This is a genomic window from Rouxiella sp. Mn2063, assembly GCF_049319665.1.
In the GTDB taxonomy this organism is placed as follows: Bacteria; Pseudomonadota; Gammaproteobacteria; order Enterobacterales; family Enterobacteriaceae; genus JBMOUD01.
Genome location: NZ_JBMOUD010000006.1, coordinates 75,161 through 96,370 on the forward strand (window position 1 = coordinate 75,161; position 21,210 = coordinate 96,370).

Below are 21,210 nucleotides of genomic sequence, written 5' to 3' on the forward strand. Positions count from 1 at the left end.
AGCCGGTAGCGCGACAACAGGCTCGCGTTATCGGCTGGATATCCGCTTTCCCCTTAGCGGGTTATACTCTTCTCTTCGTTGGCCCTCTTTTAATCCGATATCACAAGGTATTGATAAGCTATGGCTATAATTCTGGGTATCGACCCCGGTTCACGCATTACCGGCTATGGCATTATTCGCCAACAGGGTAGACAACTCAGTTATCTTGGCAGCGGCTGTATTCGCACTGGTGTTGATGATATGCCAACGCGGCTTAAGCTGATTTATGCCGGTGTGTCGGAAATTATTACTCAGTTTCAGCCGGATTTTTTTGCTATTGAATCGGTATTCATGGCGAAAAATGCCGACTCAGCATTAAAACTCGGACAGGCGCGCGGTGTGGCTATCGTCGCGGCGGTCAATCAGGATTTGCCGGTCTTTGAATATGCGGCAAGGCAGGTTAAACAAACCGTAGTGGGTAGCGGCGCGGCAGAAAAATCGCAGGTACAGCATATGGTGCGCTCATTATTAAAACTGCCTGCCAACCCTCAGGCCGACGCCGCCGACGCCTTGGCAATTGCCATCACGCATTGCCATGTCAGCCAAAATGCTGTGCGTTTAGGCAGCGATAAACTTTTGCTCTCCAGAGGGCGCCTGCGATAGCGATAGGCTGGATATTCATCCAGCTAAATTTATGTTATAACGCTTGCGATATTATACGTAACAGTTTTATTCCGAAGAACTCAACCTGGAAAGGAAGGTGAATGTGATTGGTCGTCTCAGAGGCATTATTCTGGAAAAACAGCCGCCGCTAGTGCTGTTGGAAACCAACGGCGTCGGTTATGAAGTGCATATGCCGATGACCTGTTTTTATGAGCTGCCAGAACTCGGTCAGGAAGCGATCATTTTCACCCAGTTTATCGTGCGCGAAGACGCGCAACTGTTATATGGCTTTAATGATAAGCAGGAGCGAGCGCTGTTCCGTGAGCTGATTAAAGTTAACGGCGTTGGGCCAAAGCTGGCTTTAGCGATCCTTTCTGGTATGTCGGCACAACAATTTGTCAGCGCGGTAGAGAAAGAAGAAATTACCACCCTGATTAAACTGCCGGGCGTGGGTAAAAAGACGGCCGAGCGTTTAGTGGTCGAAATGAAAGACCGATTCAAAGGCTTGAATGGCGACTTGTTCAATCAAGTAAGCGATATTTCGCTGCCAGCGGCCAGCGCCAAAGCGGCGGAATCTGACGCCGAAGGTGAAGCCGTATCTGCGCTGATTTCTTTAGGTTATAAACCACCGGAAGCTAGCCGCATGATCAGCAAAATAGCCAAACCGGGTGCCGATTGTGAAACCCTGATCCGTGATGCGCTGCGCGCTGCGCTCTGAGGTAACTGATGATAGAAGCTGACCGTCTTATTTCCCCTGGCATTATTAGCGAAGAGGAAGTGATTGATCGCGCGATCCGTCCCAAGCTGTTATCCGAATATGTCGGTCAGCCGCATGTGCGTTCGCAAATGGAGATCTTCATTCAGGCAGCCAAACAGCGTGGCGACGCGCTGGACCATTTGCTGATATTTGGTCCGCCGGGACTGGGGAAAACGACGCTGGCCAATATCGTCGCCAACGAGATGGGCGTGAATCTCCGTACGACCTCCGGTCCGGTGCTTGAGAAAGCCGGGGATTTGGCAGCCATGCTGACGAACCTTGAACCTCATGATGTGCTGTTTATTGATGAGATCCACCGCTTGTCTCCGGTCGTTGAAGAAGTGCTGTATCCGGCGATGGAAGATTACCAACTGGATATCATGATTGGCGAAGGGCCGGCTGCACGCTCTATCAAACTGGATTTGCCGCCGTTCACCTTGGTTGGTGCGACGACGCGAGCAGGCTCTTTAACCTCTCCACTGCGCGACCGTTTTGGCATTGTGCAACGCCTTGAGTTTTATCAAGTCGCCGATCTACAACATATCGTGGGACGCAGTGCAGCCTGCCTGGGACTGGAATTATCGCAAGAGGGCGCGCACCAAATCGCCCGTCGCTCGCGTGGTACCCCGCGTATTGCCAACCGCCTGCTGCGTCGAGTGCGAGATTTCGCCGAAGTAAAAAGTGACGGTACTATCAACGAAGACATTGCGTGCGGCGCACTGGACATGCTCGATGTCGACGCAGAAGGCTTTGACTACATGGACCGCAAGCTATTACTGGCGATCATTGATAAATTCACCGGCGGCCCGGTCGGTCTTGATAACCTGGCAGCGGCGATTGGTGAAGAACGCGAAACCATCGAGGATGTCATTGAGCCTTTCCTGATTCAGCAAGGATTCATCCAGAGGACGCCGCGCGGACGTATGGCGACCAATCATGCTTATAAGCATTTTGGTATCACAAGGGATGACGTGGAAACACGTTAGGTTTTGGTTTTTTGGAAAAACCAGCTAAATGTGCGTTTTGGGAAAACGCGTAAGGTTGATGGGGCATGGCAAGGATAGTGAATGTTTCGGTTTCCAAATTACAGTGTCCAATATGGCCTTCGCGCCGAAACCGAGCAAAGGGATGTAGGGCGCATCCCTTTGCAATCCCGCGCCTATTCAAACATTTACCCTGAGTCAAGTGGCAGCCATGTTTCAGGTACTTCCGTGATAGGCGCAAATGCCTCTGCTCCGCAGTGCCTTCAGTCGGGATTCGGACTCGCTCAATAAACACTTCGCGATTTCTCACCACTCCTTCAGCGCCATTTCGAGCGCGCCCCGCTGGCTTTTTTAACGTCAAAAGCAAAAACTGCCTTTGTCTTTGAACTTGACCTTAAAAGCCGCCAAGCGCACTCAAAATGCCACCGGTGCAGTGGTGAAAGACAATAGATTTATCGTTGGCTTGAACCCGGAGGCGGGGAGCCTGGAAGGCTGGCATTTGCGCTATCACGGAACCCGCTGAAACATGGCTTCCACTGGATGCTGAGTTGAAGTATCAAAAAAGGCGCGGGATTCTTAAGGGTAGCGCGCTACCCTTATGGCGGCTTTGGCTGCAGTGCCAAATTAAACACTGCATTTGAAAAGCCGAAATATTCACTGTTCTTTTATTATAAAAATCCCCGCGTTGATTCGAACGTTACCTGGCGCACTCAAAATGCCACCGGTGCAGTGGTGAAAGACAATAGATTTATCATTGGCTTGAACCCGGAGGCGGGGAGCCTGGAAGGCTGGCATTTGCGCTATCACGGAACCCGCTGAAACATGGCTTCCACCGGACTGGATGTTAATGCTTGAAAAGGCGGGGGATTTTCAAGGGTGGCGCCACCCACCCTTGAAGCGGTTCAAGCTGAAATGTCACATTGAACACTGCATTTAAAGAACCGAAAATTACACTGCTCTATTATTATTATAAAAATCCCGGCGTTGATTCCAACGCCATTCCCCGGCGAGTTGGGGGGACGCATCCCCCCAAAAAAACTCACCTACTTAATGACATTATAAATTGATCGGTCCCCCAGATAATCGGCGGTTAACCCTGCTGCTGGTGAATATTGGCCGCCTTTAATTGATGAGAAATTGGTGCCTTTGCTGCCTAGAGAAACGTAGCGTTCGCCTTTGTCATTCTCAGTGACGACGGTGTAAGAGTTGCTCTGCATTTTGGTGTAAAGCGCCGCGTTCTTTTTCACCGCTTCATGCAGCTGTACCAGTTGACCGTCGTTCTGAGCCAGTTTTTTATCTTGGTTTACGCCCCATCGGGTTAGGCAGACTTCAGCAAAATGACGCACGATCATACCTGGTTCAAACAGTACTTTACCGCTGCCGGAACCATCCGCAGAGGCGTTGCCTACCAGCGTGCCGTGACGTCCACGCATTGGATAAATATGCGCAACGGTGGATTTATCCATGATAGGGATGACACAAGAGAAGCCTTTTGAACGTTCATCTTGCGCATAGAACGCAACATACTCTTTGACATTCGGGCCCAACGTGACTTTGTCATTTTGGAAATTTAATGGGCCTGGAACTGGGTCGATGGCAAAGATATTCACCGGAATATTTTTTAATGCCGGGTCAGCCAGCATGGCATTCGCTAGCATATGACAACTGACACCGCCGCGGCTCCAGCCAACCAGGTTAACCCGGGTCGGAATGATGCCATCCTTGCGGAACATTTTGATGATCTGCTGCTGCAATTGCTGTTGGGTTACTTTTTTGGTGCCGTAATCATAGTGACGCCAGAAGAATGAACCTGTGACTTCAACATCCTGAATAGGGATCCCGGCTTTTTTCAGCTGGTTGTATTGTTCCTCAGTCAGTTTCTCACGCTGCCAATCAACATTGCCCTTCATGATCTGCATGGCATGTTGGATATTTTCTTTCCAGCCCATGCCAAACAGGTTGCCAGTCCAGTCGTAATGCTCACCGCTTTTCACCCACAGCTCATCGTCTTGCAAATTACCGCTGCCCGGGCCATCGATGACAACCCATTCTGCAAACTCACGACCTAAGTTATTGTTTGCCAGCGTTGAAACTAATTCACCGTTCCAATAGTTCGGGTTTGAGCTATCAAACTTGCTAGATCCGGTACCGCAGAAGTAAATCGTTAAAGTAGTCATAAAAGTCTCTCAAAAAAATAAATAAAAAGGTTTTTGTTTTATACACATAGAGCGTCTTAGATGCGCCGTGTGCATAGGCAGTAACTTAAATGTTAGAAATTGTAAGATCAAGAAATATTTTGTGTTTAAAACATATTATTTGTTTTGAAAATGCGTAATTATTACTAACTAATTGAAATTAAAATTAATAAATAATTTAAATTATGCACTTGGAACATATTTAGTGGTGTTCTTGAGTGGAGGGAGGTGGATAAAAACCGATAACGTGCAGAGTAAGCGTCTTTTTTCCGTTGATTTTCAGCCGCTAAGCGCACTCAAAATTTCACCGGCAAGTGGTTAAGAGACAACAGTATTATCGTTGGCTCGTATCCGCAGCCGGGCATCCCGGAGGGATGAAATTTGCGCTAGAACGGAAGTGACTGAAACATAGCCTCCACCGGAATGGATGCTAATGTATTGAAAGGGCTGGAGATGCCTAAGAGGAAAGCCCAATTTCCTCTTAGGTCGGTTCGGTCACGGGTACTACATTGAAAACTGCATTTGAAGAACCGAAATCTACACGGCATTTATTTCTAAATCCTGCTATTGATTCGAATAGCCCCTCTAGGTAATGAGGGGGGCCGTAACCCCCCGTCTGTTAAAACTTAAATCGTCTGTTTCCCCGGACAGCGTTCCAGCATTTCTATACTGCCATCTTCATTAAGTTGTTCGATGTACACGTCGAATCCCCATAAGCGATGGATATGCTTAACAACTTCACGACGGCTTTTATCCAGCGGGGCGCGATCCTGCGGGATATAGCGCAACGTAAGCGAACGGTCACCACGCAAATCCACGTCCCAAACTTGAATATTCGGTTCGTGATTACTGAGGTTGTATTGTGCTGAAAGCTCCTGTCGAATCGCTCGATAGCCTTCTTCATTGTGGATCGCGGCGATCTCCAGATAGTTATTGTGATCGTCGTCCAACACGGTGAACAAGCGAAAATCACGCATCACTTTCGGCGACAAGAACTGACTGATAAAACTCTCGTCTTTGAAATCGCGCATCGCAAAATGCAAGGTTTCCAGCCAGTCAGAACCGGCGATATCAGGGAACCAATGTTTATCTTCTTCCGTTGGCGACTGGCAGATGCGTTTTATATCCTGGAACATGGCAAAGCCCAGCGCATAAGGGTTGATGCCGCTGTAATACGGGCTGTTATACGGCGGTTGATAGACCACATTGGTATGACTATGTAGAAATTCCAGTATGAAGCGATCGCTGACTTTCCCTTCGTCATACAGGTGATTGAGGATGGTGTAATGCCAAAACGTAGCCCACCCTTCGTTCATAACTTGAGTCTGTTTTTGCGGATAAAAATATTGGCTTATTTTACGTACGATACGCAATATTTCGCGTTGCCAAGGTTCAAGCAGCGGGGCGTTTTTCTCCATAAAATAGAGAATGTTTTCTTGCGGTTCAGAGGGGAAACGTCGTGCTTTCTCAGGAGCCGCTTCTTTGTCATGGCGCGGCAAGGTTTTCCACAGCTCATTCACCTGGCTTTGCAGATAAGCTTCGCGGCTTTGTTGACGCGCTTTCTCTTCCTGCAACGAAATTTTCTGCGGGCGTTTATAGCGATCCACCCCGTAATTCATTAATGCATGACAGGAATCGAGTAAACGCTCGACTTCTTCTACGCCATAGCGCTCTTCACACTGGCTAATATAGCGGCGGGCAAATAATAGATAATCGACAATTGAACTGGCATCAGTCCAACTGCGGAACAGGTAATTATTTTTGAAGAAAGAGTTATGCCCGTAGCAGGCGTGAGCCATGACCAATGCTTGCATTGTCATGGTGTTTTCTTCCATCAAGTAGGCGATACAAGGGTTGGAGTTGATGACAATTTCATAGGCTAACCCTTGCTGACCATGCTTATAAAGCTGCTCGGTCTCGATAAATTTTTTACCGAATGACCAATGTGCGTAATTGATCGGCATCCCAATACTGGAATAGGCATCCATCATCTGTTCGGAGGTAATAACTTCTATTTGATGAGGATAGGTCTCGAGTCGATAGTGTTTGGCAACCCGATCGATTTCGTCGAGATAGACTTGTAACAGCTCAAATGTCCAATCCGGTCCATCGCTTAAATGTTTGTCGGCAGTTTTATGTTGCTGGGTCTTGGTTGTCATAAAGCGCACCCTCAGTCAGTTACGGACACAACATCGCATTTTATTTATACCTGCCATACTTCACTTCGAAGTCTATGGGGTATAGCTCGTCATCGCTGTCATCCCGATGTATCCATTTCTAATCGTAGTTCAATCTGAATTATTTGAAGGCGTTAAGCTGATTATTGATAGCTATTTTTATGTTGGCATGGCGTCTGGTACAACCTTGATCGGGTTCGATGACAGAACCTTATTTATAATTCGCCAGAGTGAGTAAACAGTCAATCAACATCGGAGATTCAGAGAATATAGTTTAATGTGATTTTTTTGGTTTTAAATTCTGCATATTTGCCTATTTACTGGTTTTTTGTTCCATCTATAATTAAGGTGCTTTCATCTGTGATATGGATGACTTCACTGATATCATTGATATCAAAATGAAGGTTTTAAGCGGTTAACTACCTATAATGTTACAAATTATCGTTATTTAATGGCACCTATTGAAAAGAAATGCGGATTGAACGATAAATGATTGTGAATTTATCCGGTTTTAACCGCTGAAAACTAACGCGCCATCTATAAGAAATTCTGATGGCGAAGCAGCATAATATGCTTTGTATTGCCGTCGAGTGGAGTCAAGTATGCAAGTAGTAATTTTAGGCAGTGGTGTCGTTGGTGTCGCCAGTGCGTGGTATTTGGCTAAAGCGGGCCATCAAGTCACGGTGATCGATCGTCAATCAGGCCCGGCAGAAGAGACGAGTGCTGGCAATGCAGGGCAAATATCACCGGGCTATGCCGCTCCCTGGGCAGCACCTGGTGTACCACTCAAAGCAATTAAATGGATGTTCCAGCGCCATGCGCCACTGGCTATCCGTCTTGATGGCAGCAGTTTCCAGCTGAAATGGATGTGGCAGATGCTGCGTAACTGTGATATGCGTCATTATCAGACTAACAAAAGCCGTATGGTGCGTTTGTCTGAATACAGCCGCGACTGCCTGAAAGCCTTGCGTGACGACACCGGTATTCAATATGAAGGGCGTCAGGGCGGGACATTGCAGCTGTTTCGTACCGAACAGCAATTTGAAAGTGCGACGAAAGACATTGCGGTGCTTGAGGAAGCAGGGGTGCCTTATCAACTGCTGGAAGCTGAACAGTTAGGCAGTGTTGAACCCGCACTTGCCAAAGTCGCCCATAAACTTACCGGTGGTTTGCGTTTACCTAATGATGAAACCGGTGATTGCCAACTGTTTACCCGCCAATTAATGGAGATGGCGCGTCAGGCCGGTGTGACTTTCGAATACAATAAAACCGTCGATCGCCTGCTGGTGGAGAACGGCCAGATTAGCGCGGTGCAATGTGGCGATGAGTTAGTGAAAGCCGATGCTTATGTTGTCGCGTTTGGCTCTTACTCAACCGCATTACTGCAAGATATCGTCTCGATCCCGGTTTATCCACTCAAAGGCTATTCATTAACAATTCCTATTACTGATGAAGCTTCGGCGCCATTTTCAACCATTCTGGATGAAACCTATAAAATTGCTATCACGCGTTTTGATCAACGTATTCGCGTGGGGGGAATGGCCGAAATTGTCGGTTTCAATACCAAATTAGCGCAAGCGCGTCGCGAAACGCTAGAGATGGTGGTGCGTGATCTCTATCCGCACGGCGGGCGTATTGAAGATGCTAAGTTCTGGACTGGCCTGCGCCCAATGACGCCAGACGGCACACCGATTGTAGGCAAAACACCTATCCGTAATTTATACCTCAATACCGGACATGGTACGCTCGGTTGGACAATGGCTTGCGGATCCGGCCAACTGTTGGCGGATATTATTTCGGGTGTCACACCTGCTATCCCGCATGATGATTTGTCGGTTGCTCGCTATAGCCCGGGCTTTGTTGATAGCAGCATTGATCATTCATCGATGCATCCTGCGCGCTAACATCATTTTATACCCGTCATGCTTGAAGTTGTTTCTGCGTTGGCTACGCTCACTTACCCGAGTCACTTACTTGAGTAAACTCATCGGGATGTGTTCCCTTGCCGCCTTGAGGCAACTCCAATTATTTTGGGTATATTGTCCTTATTGCATCCCTTTTGCTGGCGATAGCTAAGGGGATGGTTTTCATCTTTCAGGAGCCACAATGCCTCGCCCGATTTGTGCGTCTATTTCACTTTCCGCTTTGAGCAATAACCTTGAAATTGTCCGCCGTCATGCGCCACACAGTAAAATCTGGTCAGTGGTTAAGGCAAACGCTTACGGACACGGAATTGCCCGTATTTGGCAGAGTCTGGCGTCTACCGATGGTTTTGCACTGTTGGATTTTAATGAAGCTATTTTATTGCGCGAAGCGGGCTGGCAAGGGCCGATATTGTTGTTAGAAGGATTTTTTAGCCCTGATGACTTGCCGTTGATCGACCAATATAAACTGACTACTGCGGTACATAGCGAGTGGCAACTGGCCGCGTTGGCACAAGCGCGTCTGAGTGCGCCTGTTGATGTATATTTGAAGATAAATAGCGGCATGAACCGTTTGGGTTTTGCGCCGCAGCAGGTATCTAACGTATGGCAACGTTTGCGAGTGTTGCCGCAAGTCGCGCAGATAACGCTGATGAGTCATTTTGCCAATGCCGATAGCGAAAAGGGCGTTGGGCAACAGATGCAGGTGATCAATCAGGCGGCAGAAGGAATAACGGGACCACGTTGTTTAGCCAACTCGGCGGCGTCGCTGTGGCACCCGCATACACACTATGACTGGGTGAGGCCTGGTATCGTGTTATACGGTGCATCGCCAAGCGGCCAGGTTGCCGATATTGCTGATACTGGGCTACGGCCAGTGATGACGTTACGCACTGAGCTGATAGCGATTCAATCACTAAAAGCGGGTGATAGCGTGGGCTACAGCGGCCGTTATTGTGCCTCGGATAAAGTGCGAATTGGCGTGGTGGCTTGTGGTTACGCCGATGGTTATCCGCGTCATGCGCCAACGGGGACGCCGATGTGGATTGATGGCGTACGCTGCCCAACGCTGGGAACGGTGTCGATGGATATGGTGATGGTGGACTTGAGCGACTGTCCACAGGCTACTATTGGTACTCAGGTTGAGCTGTGGGGCGAAAACTTACCGATTGATGATGTCGCCAGCGCTGCCGGAACGCTCGGTTATGAGCTGATGAGTGCTTTAGCACCGCGCGTTCCGGTTGTGGTGGTTTAATCTTGATGACACCCCGTCAAGAATGGCGGGTTAACTGGCCTTGCTGAGTTTTACTGCGCTGACGGGCCAGCAGGGCAATAATCCCCCCAAGCAACATCACTAACGCCAGGCTGGCTTTGGCTTGCAATGGTAGCGACATGGCGACCAATCCAAAGGCGGCCCCGCCTGCCATCTGCACAAATCCCACCAATGCTGAGGCAATTCCGGCTTCATTCGAGAATGGTTCAAGGGCGTAGCTGGTTGCGGGCCCCATAAGAAAAGCCAATCCGGTGCACGCGCAGCCAACTGGCAGCATATATACCCAGACTGCACGCTGGGTGTCTGGCGTTAATAGCGTTAATCCGGCCACCAGCGCGGCACAACCTATCAACATCAAAATGCCTCCAGTCAGTAGGCAGAAAGGGCGTCCCACTTTGCGGATCACTTTATTGGCGACAAAGCTGGCGAACATGATCCAGAAGCCGTTGACGCCAAAGACTAATGAAAACTGTAGCGTGGATAGGCCACCAATCTTCATTAACTCAGTCGGTGCCAGTGAGACATAAGTCAGCGCCATACCCATTGCTCCGGCGTTGACCAAAGCAAATATAATGAAACGACGATCGCTTAAAATGCGCCAATATTGACGCAGTGGCAGGCTGGTGGCGACTTGGGTGCCAGCCGGACGCGTTTCTGGCAGGCTAGTAACAACCAGTGCTAAAACCAATACGGCATAGCCTAACAACGCCCAGAAAGGAGCGCGCCAGCCTAAGTGTTGTGCTATCAGCCCACCGACTAGCGGTGCCAGTGCTGGGATGATATTGAGAGTGCCATTGAGGAATCCATAAGCGCGAGCGGCATCGTCGCCACTCAAGCGGTCACGAACACCGCTGAAGACCACCACAGCAGTACAACACACGGCCATAGCCTGCACCACGCGTGAGGCCATAAACATCATCGCCGTGACCGAGGTCGCGGCGATGATCGCACCGACCATGTAAAGCAGAATGCCGAAAATCGCCATTGGGCGACGACCAAAACGGTCAACCAGCGGCCCGGCAATCAGTTGCCCGAGTCCCATCACTAGAATAAATAGGGAAATAGAGGTTTGGATGGTCTCATCCGAACTGTTCAACCCTTGTGCAATAGCAGGAATAGCTGGCAGGTATAAATCGATACCCAAAGGGCTAAGAATGATAAGGCTTAATAATAGGAATAGAAATTTTTGCATAGAAAATGTTGTGAACCAGAGAGCAAAGGGCTGTAAGAATAATGATTTAGTACGGTTTTTGATAGCAAAGTGAGAAAAAGAGAAGTTAAAAAGCAGTAACGGCTAAAAACTATATGAATAGACAGTTATCACAACACGAATTCTCGCTATGCTCGGCATGACGACGATAGTCATGTCGAGCATAGCGGAGGTAATCACTAAAAAGTGTTACTTCCAGAAATCATCAAAGACGGTCACCGGCGGCTGGCGCTTGTGCTCGGTACGCTTATACCAGCCTTCAATGATGCTGGCGTATTGCGGTTCTACTGTTTTACCTTCCAGATAATCGTCAATCAGCTCATAAGTCACGCCTAAGGCCACTTCATCAGGTAAGGATGGGCGATTTTCTTCCAAGTCTGCAGTTGGCGCTTTGGTATAGAGATGGGCAGGGCAGCCTAAGTGTTTCAGCAAGGCTTTACCTTGGCGTTTATTCAGACGGAAAATCGGATTAATGTCGGTGCCACCATCACCATACTTGGTGAAGAAACCGGTTAATGCTTCAGCAGCATGGTCGGTGCCGACAACCAGCCCGGCATTCATTCCTGCAATGCTGTACTGGGCTTTCATGCGTTCACGCGCTTTCTCATTGCCTTTTATAAAATCGCTGAGTTCTACACCAATATCACGCAGGGTCGCTTCGCTCGCCAGCACGGCGTTCTTGATATTTACGGTCAGCACTTTATCCGGCTGGATGAAGTTAATGGCGTCAACACAGTCGGATTCATCGGCCTGAACTCCATAAGGCAAGCGCACGGCAATGAACTGATAACTTTGTGTTGCATTTTCTTCTCTCAACTCACTAATTGCTATTTGGCAAAGTTTACCGGTGAGAGTAGAATCCTGCCCGCCGCTGATACCCAAAACGAGAGATTTTACGAAAGGGTGAGCGCGTAGGTAACTTTTAAGAAAATCGACGCTGACCCGGACTTCTTCTTCGGCATCGATTTGAGGTTTAACGTGCAGCGCCTGAATAATCTGTTGCTGTAGTGCCATGACCACTTCTCCTGAAGGCTGCCTGCGACATTATCGCGGCAAAGATTAACGATTCTCGCGGTGCATTAAAGCTTACTCGCTCCAAGAAAAAGGACAAGTCACCGCGGCGAGTTCGAAGCAAAACTGAGCAAAAGTCTTATTATTTTTTAATAAGATAAGTTTTAGTTATAGAAGACTTCATTGGTTTATACCCTTACTTTAAATGAGTCTTTAAAATATAAGCCACTACTCACTACTGTGTGAGAATGTTGTGTGTTTGTATTTCAGGACATGTTCATCTATCGGATTTATCCAAAAAATCTGCTATCAACTGATATGTGAAGTCAGGTTGTGTATATTTGCCGATTAATTTATTAGTGTGCCATTGCAGGACGCTTGAAGGCTTGATTTAAGGACCACGAGTTATGGCATTTTTGTTTCTACTGTAGTGATGTTGTTGCCTTAAATAGATTGGGGAAAAAAATGCTTTTTCGTGTTGTTCGACGTTTACCAGCCTACGCTGTCGTTTGTGGTGCTGCGCTGTTTAGTATTTCTAGTTTTGCTGACACCAGTATCTTTACTGCTCTTGATAACCCTGCCACTGCAAAGAAAAGTTTTGACGGTAACGTTCAGGCTGGTTACAGCGCACAAACGGGTAATACCAAGAACTCAACCTTAAGTGCTGATACCACCATGACCTGGTTCCACACCAGAACGGCTTACAGCCTGTGGGGTTCTGCACGTAACACTTCATCTTCTGATGTACGATCGTCTGAAAAGTACCAGCTTGGCGGACGTACCCGTTACAACATGGATGATGATAACTATCTTTTCGGTCAGGCTAGCTGGTTGAGCGACCGTTATAACGGTTACCGTGCTCGTGACGTTGCCACTGCCGGTTACGGTCGTCAGGTGTGGAACGGCCCAGTACATACCCTGAATTTGGAAATCGGTCCGGGTGTTCGTCATGACGAATATGAAGCGGGCGGTAACGATACCAAGCCGCTAGCTTATGCTTCCGGTGCTTACAGCTATAAAATCAGTGACAACGCGAAGTTTACTCAGGGCCTGTCGGTGCTGGCTAACGATGATACGACCGTTAACTCCGAAACGGCATTGAGCGTTGCTATCAATAAAGATTTCGCACTGAAACTGGCTTATGACGTGACTTATAACACCAAGCCGCCGTCTAGCGCGCCGAACAAAACAGATACTGTGACCTCGATTAACATCGTTTACGGTTTATAAGTTTTATCAGTGAGTTAAATCACTAAAGATGTTCCGATCATGAAGCCAGCATTAGATGCTGGCTTTTTTTGTTATTTTCTATACCCGTCATACTTGAAGTTGCTTCTGTGTTAGCTGCGTTACTCGGCCCATCCGTGGGCCTCGCCCAGTTGGGGCCGCTGCAAGCAGCGTTCAAATCTGCTCCTGGCAGATTTGTCACTTACCCGAATCACTTACCCGCATAAGCTCATCGGGATGCGTTCCTTTGCCGCCTTGAAGCAACGCCAATTATTTTGGGTATAAGCTGATTGTCAGTGAATAAATAGCAATAGACTTTTTGGTACATCAATCTATATGATGCGTAGATACTGGTTAAAAACACAGGTATCGCTATGACATCTACAGTTTATCGTAATCAAACCTTCAGTCCTCAAGAGTTCACGGGCGCTACGCTAGAAGAATGTCTGTTTATTAACTGTGATTTTTCTGCCGCTGATCTAACAGAAACACAATTTATAAGCTGTCAATTTTACTGTCAGGAAAGCCAGGTTGGTTGCAACTTCAGTCGTGCGACCTTAAAAGACGCAAGTTTTAAAAAATGTGATCTGTCTATGTGTAACCTGATGAATATTAATGCATTAGGATTAGAGATCAGCGGGTGCAAAGCACAAGGTGCCGATTTTCGTGGTGCCAGTTTTATGAATATGATTAGCGCACGCACTTGGTTTTGTAGCGCTTATATCACGCAGAGTAATTTAAGCTATGCCAACTTTTCAAAGGTGGTGCTTGAAAAGTGTGAGCTGTGGGAGAACCGCTGGACAGGGGCTAATGTTCTCAGTGCGACTTTTAGTGGTTCTGATTTATCTGGTGGGGAATTTGCCTCATTTGATTGGCGCTCGGCTAATTTTACGCACTGTGATTTAACCAATTCCATGTTGGGTGAACTTGATGTACGTAATATCGATCTTTCTGGTTGCAAATTAGACAGCCAGCAAGTGTCAGATTTAATGGAACGTCTTGGCATCGTGGTGCTTGGATAACGATAGGAAGCGAAGGGGAACTGCATGATAGAAGACTTATTTGCTGATGACGATAGTGTGCCCCGCCAATGGCAAGAGTCGTTGACTCCAGGCGCAGTTATTCTGCGTGGTTTTGTCCTGGATACGGCTCCGGTGCTATTACAGCAAATTGATGCTATTGCGAGTTGTGCCCCATTTCGCCATTTAGTTACGCCCGGTGGGCACGTGATGTCTGTCGGTATGACCAACTGTGGTTTGTTAGGTTGGGTGAGTGATGAACTTGGCTATCGTTACAGCGGTATTGACCCTGTTTCTCAAGCGCCTTGGCCGCTGATGCCAGATATATTTAGGCAGCTGGCGGTGGAAGCTGCGGCGGTGGCTGGGTTTGCTAATTTTAACCCTGACGCCTGTTTGATTAATTGCTATCAGCCAGGCTCTCGCTTAACGCTGCATCAGGATAAGAATGAGCGGGATTTTTCTCAGCCTATTGTTTCGGTCTCATTAGGATTACCGGCGACATTTTTATTCGGTGGCCTGCAGCGTGAAGATGTTTGCCAGCGTTTTCCGCTAGTGCATGGCGATGTCATGGTGTGGGGCGGGCCCTCGCGCTTACGTTATCATGCCGTGCTACCGCTAAAAGAGGGAATTCCACCCTGGCCGCTACGCGATGCAGTACGCTATAACCTCACGTTTCGCCGCGTGCTAGCCGCATGAAAATAACCTGCTTATAAATGACATTATTTCTTCGTACATGGACATTCCCCTGAAAATAAAAATATCCGCACGCTTTGTAACTGCACAATAAATGCGATCTTGCATAGCACCTCTATTTGTTATGTTATAACATAACATTAAATATAATGTTAATATGTCAACTATTTGAGGAGCTGTGCACAATGTCTGAAACAACGGCAACACTAAGAAAAGATCCCCGTTTGCCCGTTACCGTACTCTCTGGGTTTCTTGGCGCAGGCAAAACAACGCTGCTCAACTATATTCTCAATAACCGTGAAGGCAGACGAGTTGCGGTAATCGTCAATGATATGTCTGAAGTGAATATCGATGCGGGGTTGGTGAGGGAAGGCGGTGCTGAGCTTTCACGTACCGATGAAAAACTCGTAGAAATGAGCAATGGCTGTATTTGCTGTACGCTGCGGGAAGATCTTTTGCTGGAAGTGAATCGCTTGGCGAAAGAAGGGCGCTTTGATCAGTTACTTATTGAATCAACAGGTATTTCTGAGCCTTTGCCTGTTGCTGAGACCTTTACTTTCGCCGGTGAAGATGGCGAAAGTCTTTCGACCGTAGCTCGCCTAGATACGATGGTTACCGTCGTGGACGCATTTAACTTTCTGCAAGATTATGGCTCAGAAGACAGTATTCAATCGCGAGGAGAGTCGCTTGGTGATGGTGACGAACGCAGTGTCGTCGATCTGCTTATCGACCAAATTGAATTCTGCGATGTCCTGGTGCTCAATAAAGTTGATCTGATCGATGAAAAGCAAAAAGAGAAATTGATGGCGGTTTTGCGCTCATTGAATCCGCAAGCAAAAATTGTTGTCTCGCAGTTTGGTCAAGTCCCGCTGCATCACGTATTAGATACTGGTCTGTTTGATTTCGATAAAGCAGCAGATGCGCCTGGCTGGCTCAAGGAACTGCGTGGTGAACATACGCCAGAGACTGAAGAGTATGGGATCAGCAGTTTTGTATTTCGCGCCCGGCGACCTTTTCACCCGGCTCGTTTTTGGCAAGTTATGGAATACGAATTGGCAGGCGTTGTGAGGTCAAAAGGCTATTTCTGGCTGGCCAGTCGCCCACAATATGCGGGTTCTTGGTCGCAGGCCGGTGGTGTGGCACGTCAACAGTTGGGAGGAATGTGGTGGGCAAGTGTACCTAAAGAACGCTGGCCGCAAGATGAAGAGTCATTGCAATTTATTCAATCTAACTGGATAGAGGGTATTGGCGATGCGCGGCAAGAATTGGTATTTATCGGTATGGATATGAATGAGCCTGCACTTCGTGCCAGCCTTGAGTCCGCGCTACTCACTGACGCAGAAATGGCTGAGGGGCCTAAAAAGTGGTCTCGCTATCCTGATCCGGTTGAGTCGTGGTTTGAAGAGTAAATAAAAAAGCAGCCAGTTAAGTTTCAATGACTGGCTGCTTTGATGAGTTAAAGCCTATTGATCTTGAACTTGCTTGTGAAACAACTCGCGAAATACCGGATAAATATCTTCTGGTTCGCGAATATGTTGCATCGCAAAGTTATCAAACTGTCTCTGTAACGCTTCATATTCACGCCATAGCGTTTGATGCGCACGGCGGGTTATCTCGATATAACTGTAATAACGTACCAGCGGCAAGATTTTCTGTGTCAGCAGTTGGCGGCAAAGCGGCGAGTCATCGGCCCAGTTATCGCCATCAGATGCTTGCGCTGCATAGATATTCCATTCGTTTGGGTCATAACGTTCTTTAATGACCTCTTCCATCAATTTCAATGCGCTGGAAACAATCGTCCCGCCGGTTTCCTGCGAGTAGAAAAACTCCTGCTCGTCTACTTCCTTCGCTTGAGTATGGTGGCGAATATAGACCACATCGACGTTTTTATAGGTACGGCTCAAAAACAGATAGAGCAGAATATAGAAACGTTTGGCCATATCTTTTGTTGGCTGATCCATTGAGCCAGAAACATCCATCAAACAAAACATCACCGCTCGGCTGGAGGGTTCTGGACGACGCTCAAAGTTTTTGTAGCGTAAATCAAAGGTATCGATGAAAGGTACCTTGGCGATTTTTGCTCGCAACTCGGCAATCTCTCTACGGATACGCTCTTCTTCCAGCAATTGAGCGGGTTCAGTATTTTCTATTGCTGCCAATGAGTCTTCCAACTCGTGTAGCGTTCGTTTCTTACCGGCGGTCATCGCGGTGCGCCGAGCCAGAGAATTCTGTAAAGAGCGAACAACACTGATATTTGCCGGTACACCATTAGAGGTAAAACCGGAGCGGTGAGTTTTAAATTCTGTCAGCTGCTTATATTGGTTCTTCTTCAGATTAGGTAGCGCTAAATCTTCAAAGAGTAGATCCAAGTATTCGTCTTTAGATATTTGGAAGGAGAACTCATCTTCACCTTCACCGTCTTGGCTCGCATCGCCTTGGCCGCCACCACTGCCTGCACCGCCTTGTGGGCGTTCAATACGATCATTTTGTACAAAGTGATCGTTACCGGGATGAACGCGATGGCGTAAACCACCACGGCCCTGATGAAACATCGGTTCGTTGATGTCTTCAATCGGAATCGATACGGATTCCCCATGATCTACGTCGGTCACCGAACGCTTGTTAATGGCATCGGCAATCGACTGCTTAATTTGCGACTTATAGCGGCGTAAAAAGCGCTGACGGTTCACGGCGCTTTTATTCTTGCCATTCAGTCGGCGGTCAATAAAGTGAGTCATATAGCCCCCAAACTGCGTGTAGCTCAATAGATGACTTCACCTTTGAGCTATGTTACATGCCATTTACTAAAAGCTATTGATGCACAAACAGGCCATATCATGGCAACGTCCTTGTTGCCGGAAACAACGGTTATGATGACTTTCTTACGCGTAGATACCATTCACACAACAGGCGAACTTGTTTACGCGTATAGCCTTTCTCCATCATGCGATCGACAAAGTCGTCGTGTTTCTTCTGCTCATCGGTTGAGGTCTTGGCATTGAATGAAATTACCGGCAGCAGCTCTTCGGTATTCGAGAACATTTTCTTCTCGATTACCGTGCGCAGTTTCTCATAGCTGGTCCAATTCGGATTACGTCCACTGTTGTTAGCGCGGGCGCGCAGCACAAAGTTGACTATCTCATTACGGAAGTCTTTCGGGTTACTGATCCCGGCAGGCTTCTCGATTTTCTCCAGCTCGGCGTTCAGTGATTCGCGGTCAAACAGCTGGCCGGTGTCCGGGTCACGATACTCTTGATCCTGGATCCAGAAGTCAGCATAAGTGACGTAGCGGTCGAAAATATTTTGACCATACTCGGAATAGGATTCCAGATAGGCCGTTTGGATCTCTTTGCCGATAAATTCGGCATATTTAGGGATCAAATAACCTTTCAGATGCTCCAGATATTTCTCGGCGATGTCCTGCGGGAACTGCTCGCGTTCGATTTGCTGTTCCAACACATAGAAAAGATGCACTGGATTCGCCGCCACTTCTGCATGATCGAAGTTGAACACGCGTGAGAGGATTTTAAAGGCAAAACGGGTAGAGAGGCCGTTCATCCCTTCATCGACGCCCGCATAATCGCGGTATTCCTGATAGGATTTCGCTTTCGGGTCGGTATCTTTCAGGCTTTCACCATCGTACACCCGCATTTTTGAATAGCTGCTGGAGTTTTCAGGCGTTTTCAAACGCGAAAGAATCGAGAAGCGTGCTAATGTTTCTAAAGTGCCGGGCGCACATGGCGCATGCACCAGCTCACTATTACTGAGTAATTTGTCGTAAATTTTTATCTCTTCCGACACGCGCAGGCAATATGGCACCTTGACGATATATACGCGGTCGAGGAAAGCTTCGTTGTTTTTATTGTTGCGGAATGTCACCCACTCAGATTCGTTGGAGTGAGCCAGAATAATACCGTTAAACGGCAGGGCAGAGATACCTTCGGTACCGTTGTAGTTACCTTCCTGCGTGGCGGTCAGCAATGGGTGTAGAACTTTAATCGGTGCTTTGAACATCTCGACAAATTCCATCACCCCTTGGTTAGCCCGACACAGCGCACCCGAATAGCCATAAGCATCGGGATCGTTTTGCGCGTGGTTTTCTAACTTACGGATATCGACTTTACCGACTAAGGCCGAGATATCCTGATTGTTTTCATCGCCAGGTTCAGTTTTGGCGATAGCAATCTGTTCTAGAATCGACGGCCAAACTTTGACTACGCTGAATTTGGTGATGTCTCCGCCAAACTCGTGTAGGCGCTTCGCAGCCCACGGCGACATAATAGTGCCGAGATAGCGAGTTGGGATGTTGTATTCTTTCGCCAGGATCTGCGCGTCTTCTTGTGGATTGAACAAACACAACGGGTGGTCGTTGACCGGGCTGCGTTCACCGTTGGCGCTCAGGATGTAAATCGGCACTCGCTGCATTAGCGCTTTTAAGCGCTCAGCCAAAGAGGATTTACCGCCACCAACTGGACCTAACAAATAGAGGATTTGTTTCTTTTCTTCCAATCCCTGCGCGGCATGTTTGAGGTAAGAAACAATCTGTTCGATAGCCTCTTCCATACCATAAAACTCTTCAAACGCGGGGTAGCGAGCAACAACACGGTTGGAGAATAAACGCGACAGGCGAGGTTCTAATGCGGTGTCTACCATTACTGGTTCGCCGATAGCCATTAGTAAACGTTCTGCCGCATTAACATAGGCACTGCGATCTTGCCGAGCGATGGCAAGGAACTCCTGCAATGTGAACTCTTCGTCCTTGGCTGCCTCGTAACGCTGGCGATAATGGTCAAATATGTTCATGGTTTCCCGTCCTTTGTTATTTAGCACAGGTAAAGAGAGTCTGAAGTGAGCACAGTACTCTCGGAAGAAAGATGCCTCAGTTGCCGCCTGGGTATACAGCAACCCTTATGCCAACTTATGATGCCCGTTTTAGTCAATAAAAATGTTGTCTGTTTCAGGGCTATCTCAGGGTTGACTGATTCAACGTCGGTTTTTCTTCTGTTAATAAGCGTAGTTTGAGATGGTGAAAATTTCCTGCTGATAACATGTGTTTTTTAAGTCATATCAATGACTCAGTTATTATAAGTAATCCCAGACCCCTTGCTGGCTGTGCTTTGGGGCGTAGTAATACATATTTTAGACATATCTTATTCATATTAATTTCATGCTACGCAATTATATTGTCGGATCATGTTGGTTTTGTTATGTAAATAATATGCAGGATGATTGACTATCAATTACAATTAGCGCGCTACTGTTATTTAAAGGAATTAATATGAAATTGAGTCGAATTAAGGCACTGTCAATAGTGGCTATTGGCTTAGCATGCGGCCACACAGCGATGGCAGGGACTTTTTCTTTAGGTGCCTCAGCATTGATGGACACCAGCCCTTACAAGGGGGTAGATACACGCTACTATCCAGTTCCTATCATTAACTACGAAGGCGATGATTTTTATTTCCGTTCACTGATGGCTGGTTACTATTTGTGGAAGGATGACTCTAATAAATTAAGTTTGACCGCGGGTTATCAGCCATTTGGTTTTAAACCAAGTAAAAGTGACGATGACCAAATGAAGCGTTTGGATAAACGTCGCGGTACGGCAATGGCCGGCTTGGCTTATTCGCATAACGAAGAGTGGGGTACTATTCGTACCGCAGTACTTGGTGATGTGTTAGATAACAGCAATGGTATCATTGCTGATGCGACTTACCTCTACACCTTCAAACAGGATAACTGGTCGTTGGTACCGGGCGTTGGTGTGACCTGGAATAGCGCCAATCAAAATAAATACTACTACGGTATCGATAGCAATGAGTCGCGCCGCAGTGGCCTGGACAGCTACAAACCAAGTAGTGGTTTTGACCCTTATGTTGAGTTGTCTGCTCGTTACGACATTACTCAAGATTGGCAGGCGTTCTTCACCGGTCGCTACATCCGCTTGTCGAGTGAAGTTAAAGACAGCCCAATGGTTAACAAATCTTATACCGGCGTGGTATGGACTGGTGTGACTTACACCTTCTAATAGCCTCGCGCACCGATTTGGTGCTTGCTGTGATTTAAAACGGGGCGTTACGCCCCGTTTGCACATCTGTAGT

At 47.5% G+C, this 21,210-nt stretch carries 17 protein-coding genes; 11 read left to right on the plus strand and 6 right to left on the minus strand.

What is annotated here, in order from left to right; all coding sequences use genetic code 11:
- Positions 1-120 precede the first annotated feature (120 nt).
- From ruvC to ACL9RG_RS11115, 4 genes are all read left to right on the plus strand, one after another.
- Complete coding sequence (gene ruvC, locus ACL9RG_RS11100; RefSeq protein WP_422792674.1) at positions 121-642, plus strand: crossover junction endodeoxyribonuclease RuvC; 522 nt, start codon at positions 121-123, stop codon at positions 640-642.
- A 103-nt stretch (positions 643-745) separates the two neighbouring features.
- Positions 746-1,360: a Holliday junction branch migration protein RuvA gene (ruvA, locus tag ACL9RG_RS11105; protein WP_422792675.1), complete on the plus strand. Its 615-nt coding sequence runs from the start codon at positions 746-748 to the stop codon at positions 1,358-1,360.
- Positions 1,361-1,368: 8 nt separating this feature from the next.
- Positions 1,369-2,385, plus strand: a complete 1,017-nt coding sequence (gene ruvB, locus ACL9RG_RS11110; RefSeq protein ID WP_422792676.1) for a Holliday junction branch migration DNA helicase RuvB — start codon at positions 1,369-1,371, stop codon at positions 2,383-2,385.
- Positions 2,386-2,758: 373 nt separating this feature from the next.
- A complete protein-coding gene (locus ACL9RG_RS11115) occupies positions 2,759-2,905 on the plus strand; it encodes a hypothetical protein (protein WP_422792677.1) in 147 nt (48 codons plus the stop codon).
- 520 nt (positions 2,906-3,425) lie between these two features.
- On the opposite strand, the gene ACL9RG_RS11120 is transcribed toward ACL9RG_RS11115, so the two are convergent.
- Both ACL9RG_RS11120 and ACL9RG_RS11125 read right to left on the minus strand, forming a co-directional pair.
- Positions 3,426-4,559 (minus strand): hypothetical protein, encoded by a 1,134-nt coding sequence (locus tag ACL9RG_RS11120; RefSeq protein ID WP_422792678.1) that lies wholly within the window; start codon positions 4,557-4,559, stop codon positions 3,426-3,428.
- A gap of 644 nt (positions 4,560-5,203) precedes the next feature.
- A complete protein-coding gene (locus ACL9RG_RS11125; RefSeq protein WP_422792679.1) occupies positions 5,204-6,736 on the minus strand; it encodes a SpoVR family protein in 1,533 nt (510 codons plus the stop codon).
- 620 nt (positions 6,737-7,356) lie between these two features.
- Here ACL9RG_RS11125 and ACL9RG_RS11130 point away from each other — a divergent pair.
- Together ACL9RG_RS11130 and dadX are read left to right on the plus strand one after the other, a co-directional pair.
- Entirely contained in the window at positions 7,357-8,658 is a 1,302-nt protein-coding gene (locus ACL9RG_RS11130) for a D-amino acid dehydrogenase (RefSeq protein ID WP_422792680.1), read from the plus strand.
- A gap of 202 nt (positions 8,659-8,860) precedes the next feature.
- Positions 8,861-9,931: a catabolic alanine racemase DadX gene (dadX, locus tag ACL9RG_RS11135; RefSeq protein ID WP_422792681.1), complete on the plus strand. Its 1,071-nt coding sequence runs from the start codon at positions 8,861-8,863 to the stop codon at positions 9,929-9,931.
- 16 nt (positions 9,932-9,947) lie between these two features.
- On the opposite strand, the gene ACL9RG_RS11140 is transcribed toward dadX, so the two are convergent.
- Positions 9,948-11,141, minus strand: a complete 1,194-nt coding sequence (locus tag ACL9RG_RS11140) for a multidrug effflux MFS transporter (RefSeq protein WP_422792682.1) — start codon at positions 11,139-11,141, stop codon at positions 9,948-9,950.
- 207 nt (positions 11,142-11,348) lie between these two features.
- Entirely contained in the window at positions 11,349-12,173 is an 825-nt protein-coding gene (gene nadE / locus ACL9RG_RS11145; protein WP_422792683.1) for an ammonia-dependent NAD(+) synthetase, read from the minus strand.
- 462 nt (positions 12,174-12,635) lie between these two features.
- Between nadE and ACL9RG_RS11150 the strand changes: the two genes are divergently transcribed.
- The 4 genes from ACL9RG_RS11150 (at position 12,636) to zigA (ending at position 16,518) form a co-directional block, all read left to right on the plus strand.
- The gene (locus ACL9RG_RS11150; protein WP_422792684.1) at positions 12,636-13,400 is read left to right on the plus strand and encodes a DUF481 domain-containing protein; all 765 of its coding nucleotides are present in this window, start codon (positions 12,636-12,638) and stop codon (positions 13,398-13,400) included.
- A 371-nt stretch (positions 13,401-13,771) separates the two neighbouring features.
- Positions 13,772-14,419: a Qnr family pentapeptide repeat protein gene (locus tag ACL9RG_RS11155; protein WP_422792685.1), complete on the plus strand. Its 648-nt coding sequence runs from the start codon at positions 13,772-13,774 to the stop codon at positions 14,417-14,419.
- A 24-nt stretch (positions 14,420-14,443) separates the two neighbouring features.
- Positions 14,444-15,112, plus strand: a complete 669-nt coding sequence (alkB, locus tag ACL9RG_RS11160; RefSeq protein WP_422792686.1) for a DNA oxidative demethylase AlkB — start codon at positions 14,444-14,446, stop codon at positions 15,110-15,112.
- Positions 15,113-15,294: 182 nt separating this feature from the next.
- Positions 15,295-16,518 carry a zinc metallochaperone GTPase ZigA gene (gene zigA, locus ACL9RG_RS11165; RefSeq protein WP_422792687.1) on the plus strand — a complete coding sequence of 408 codons (1,224 nt, stop codon included), beginning with the start codon at positions 15,295-15,297 and terminating at the stop codon, positions 16,516-16,518.
- Between the two features lie 54 nt (positions 16,519-16,572).
- Here the strand turns inward: zigA and ACL9RG_RS11170 are convergent, their stop codons facing one another.
- Complete coding sequence (locus ACL9RG_RS11170) at positions 16,573-17,847, minus strand: YeaH/YhbH family protein (RefSeq protein ID WP_422792688.1); 1,275 nt, start codon at positions 17,845-17,847, stop codon at positions 16,573-16,575.
- A 130-nt stretch (positions 17,848-17,977) separates the two neighbouring features.
- The gene (yeaG, locus tag ACL9RG_RS11175; RefSeq protein ID WP_422792689.1) at positions 17,978-19,912 is read right to left on the minus strand and encodes a protein kinase YeaG; all 1,935 of its coding nucleotides are present in this window, start codon (positions 19,910-19,912) and stop codon (positions 17,978-17,980) included.
- Between the two features lie 475 nt (positions 19,913-20,387).
- Here yeaG and ACL9RG_RS11180 point away from each other — a divergent pair, with 475 nt between their 5' ends.
- A complete protein-coding gene (locus tag ACL9RG_RS11180) occupies positions 20,388-21,137 on the plus strand; it encodes a MipA/OmpV family protein (RefSeq protein WP_422792690.1) in 750 nt (249 codons plus the stop codon).
- Positions 21,138-21,210: the final 73 nt, after the last annotated feature.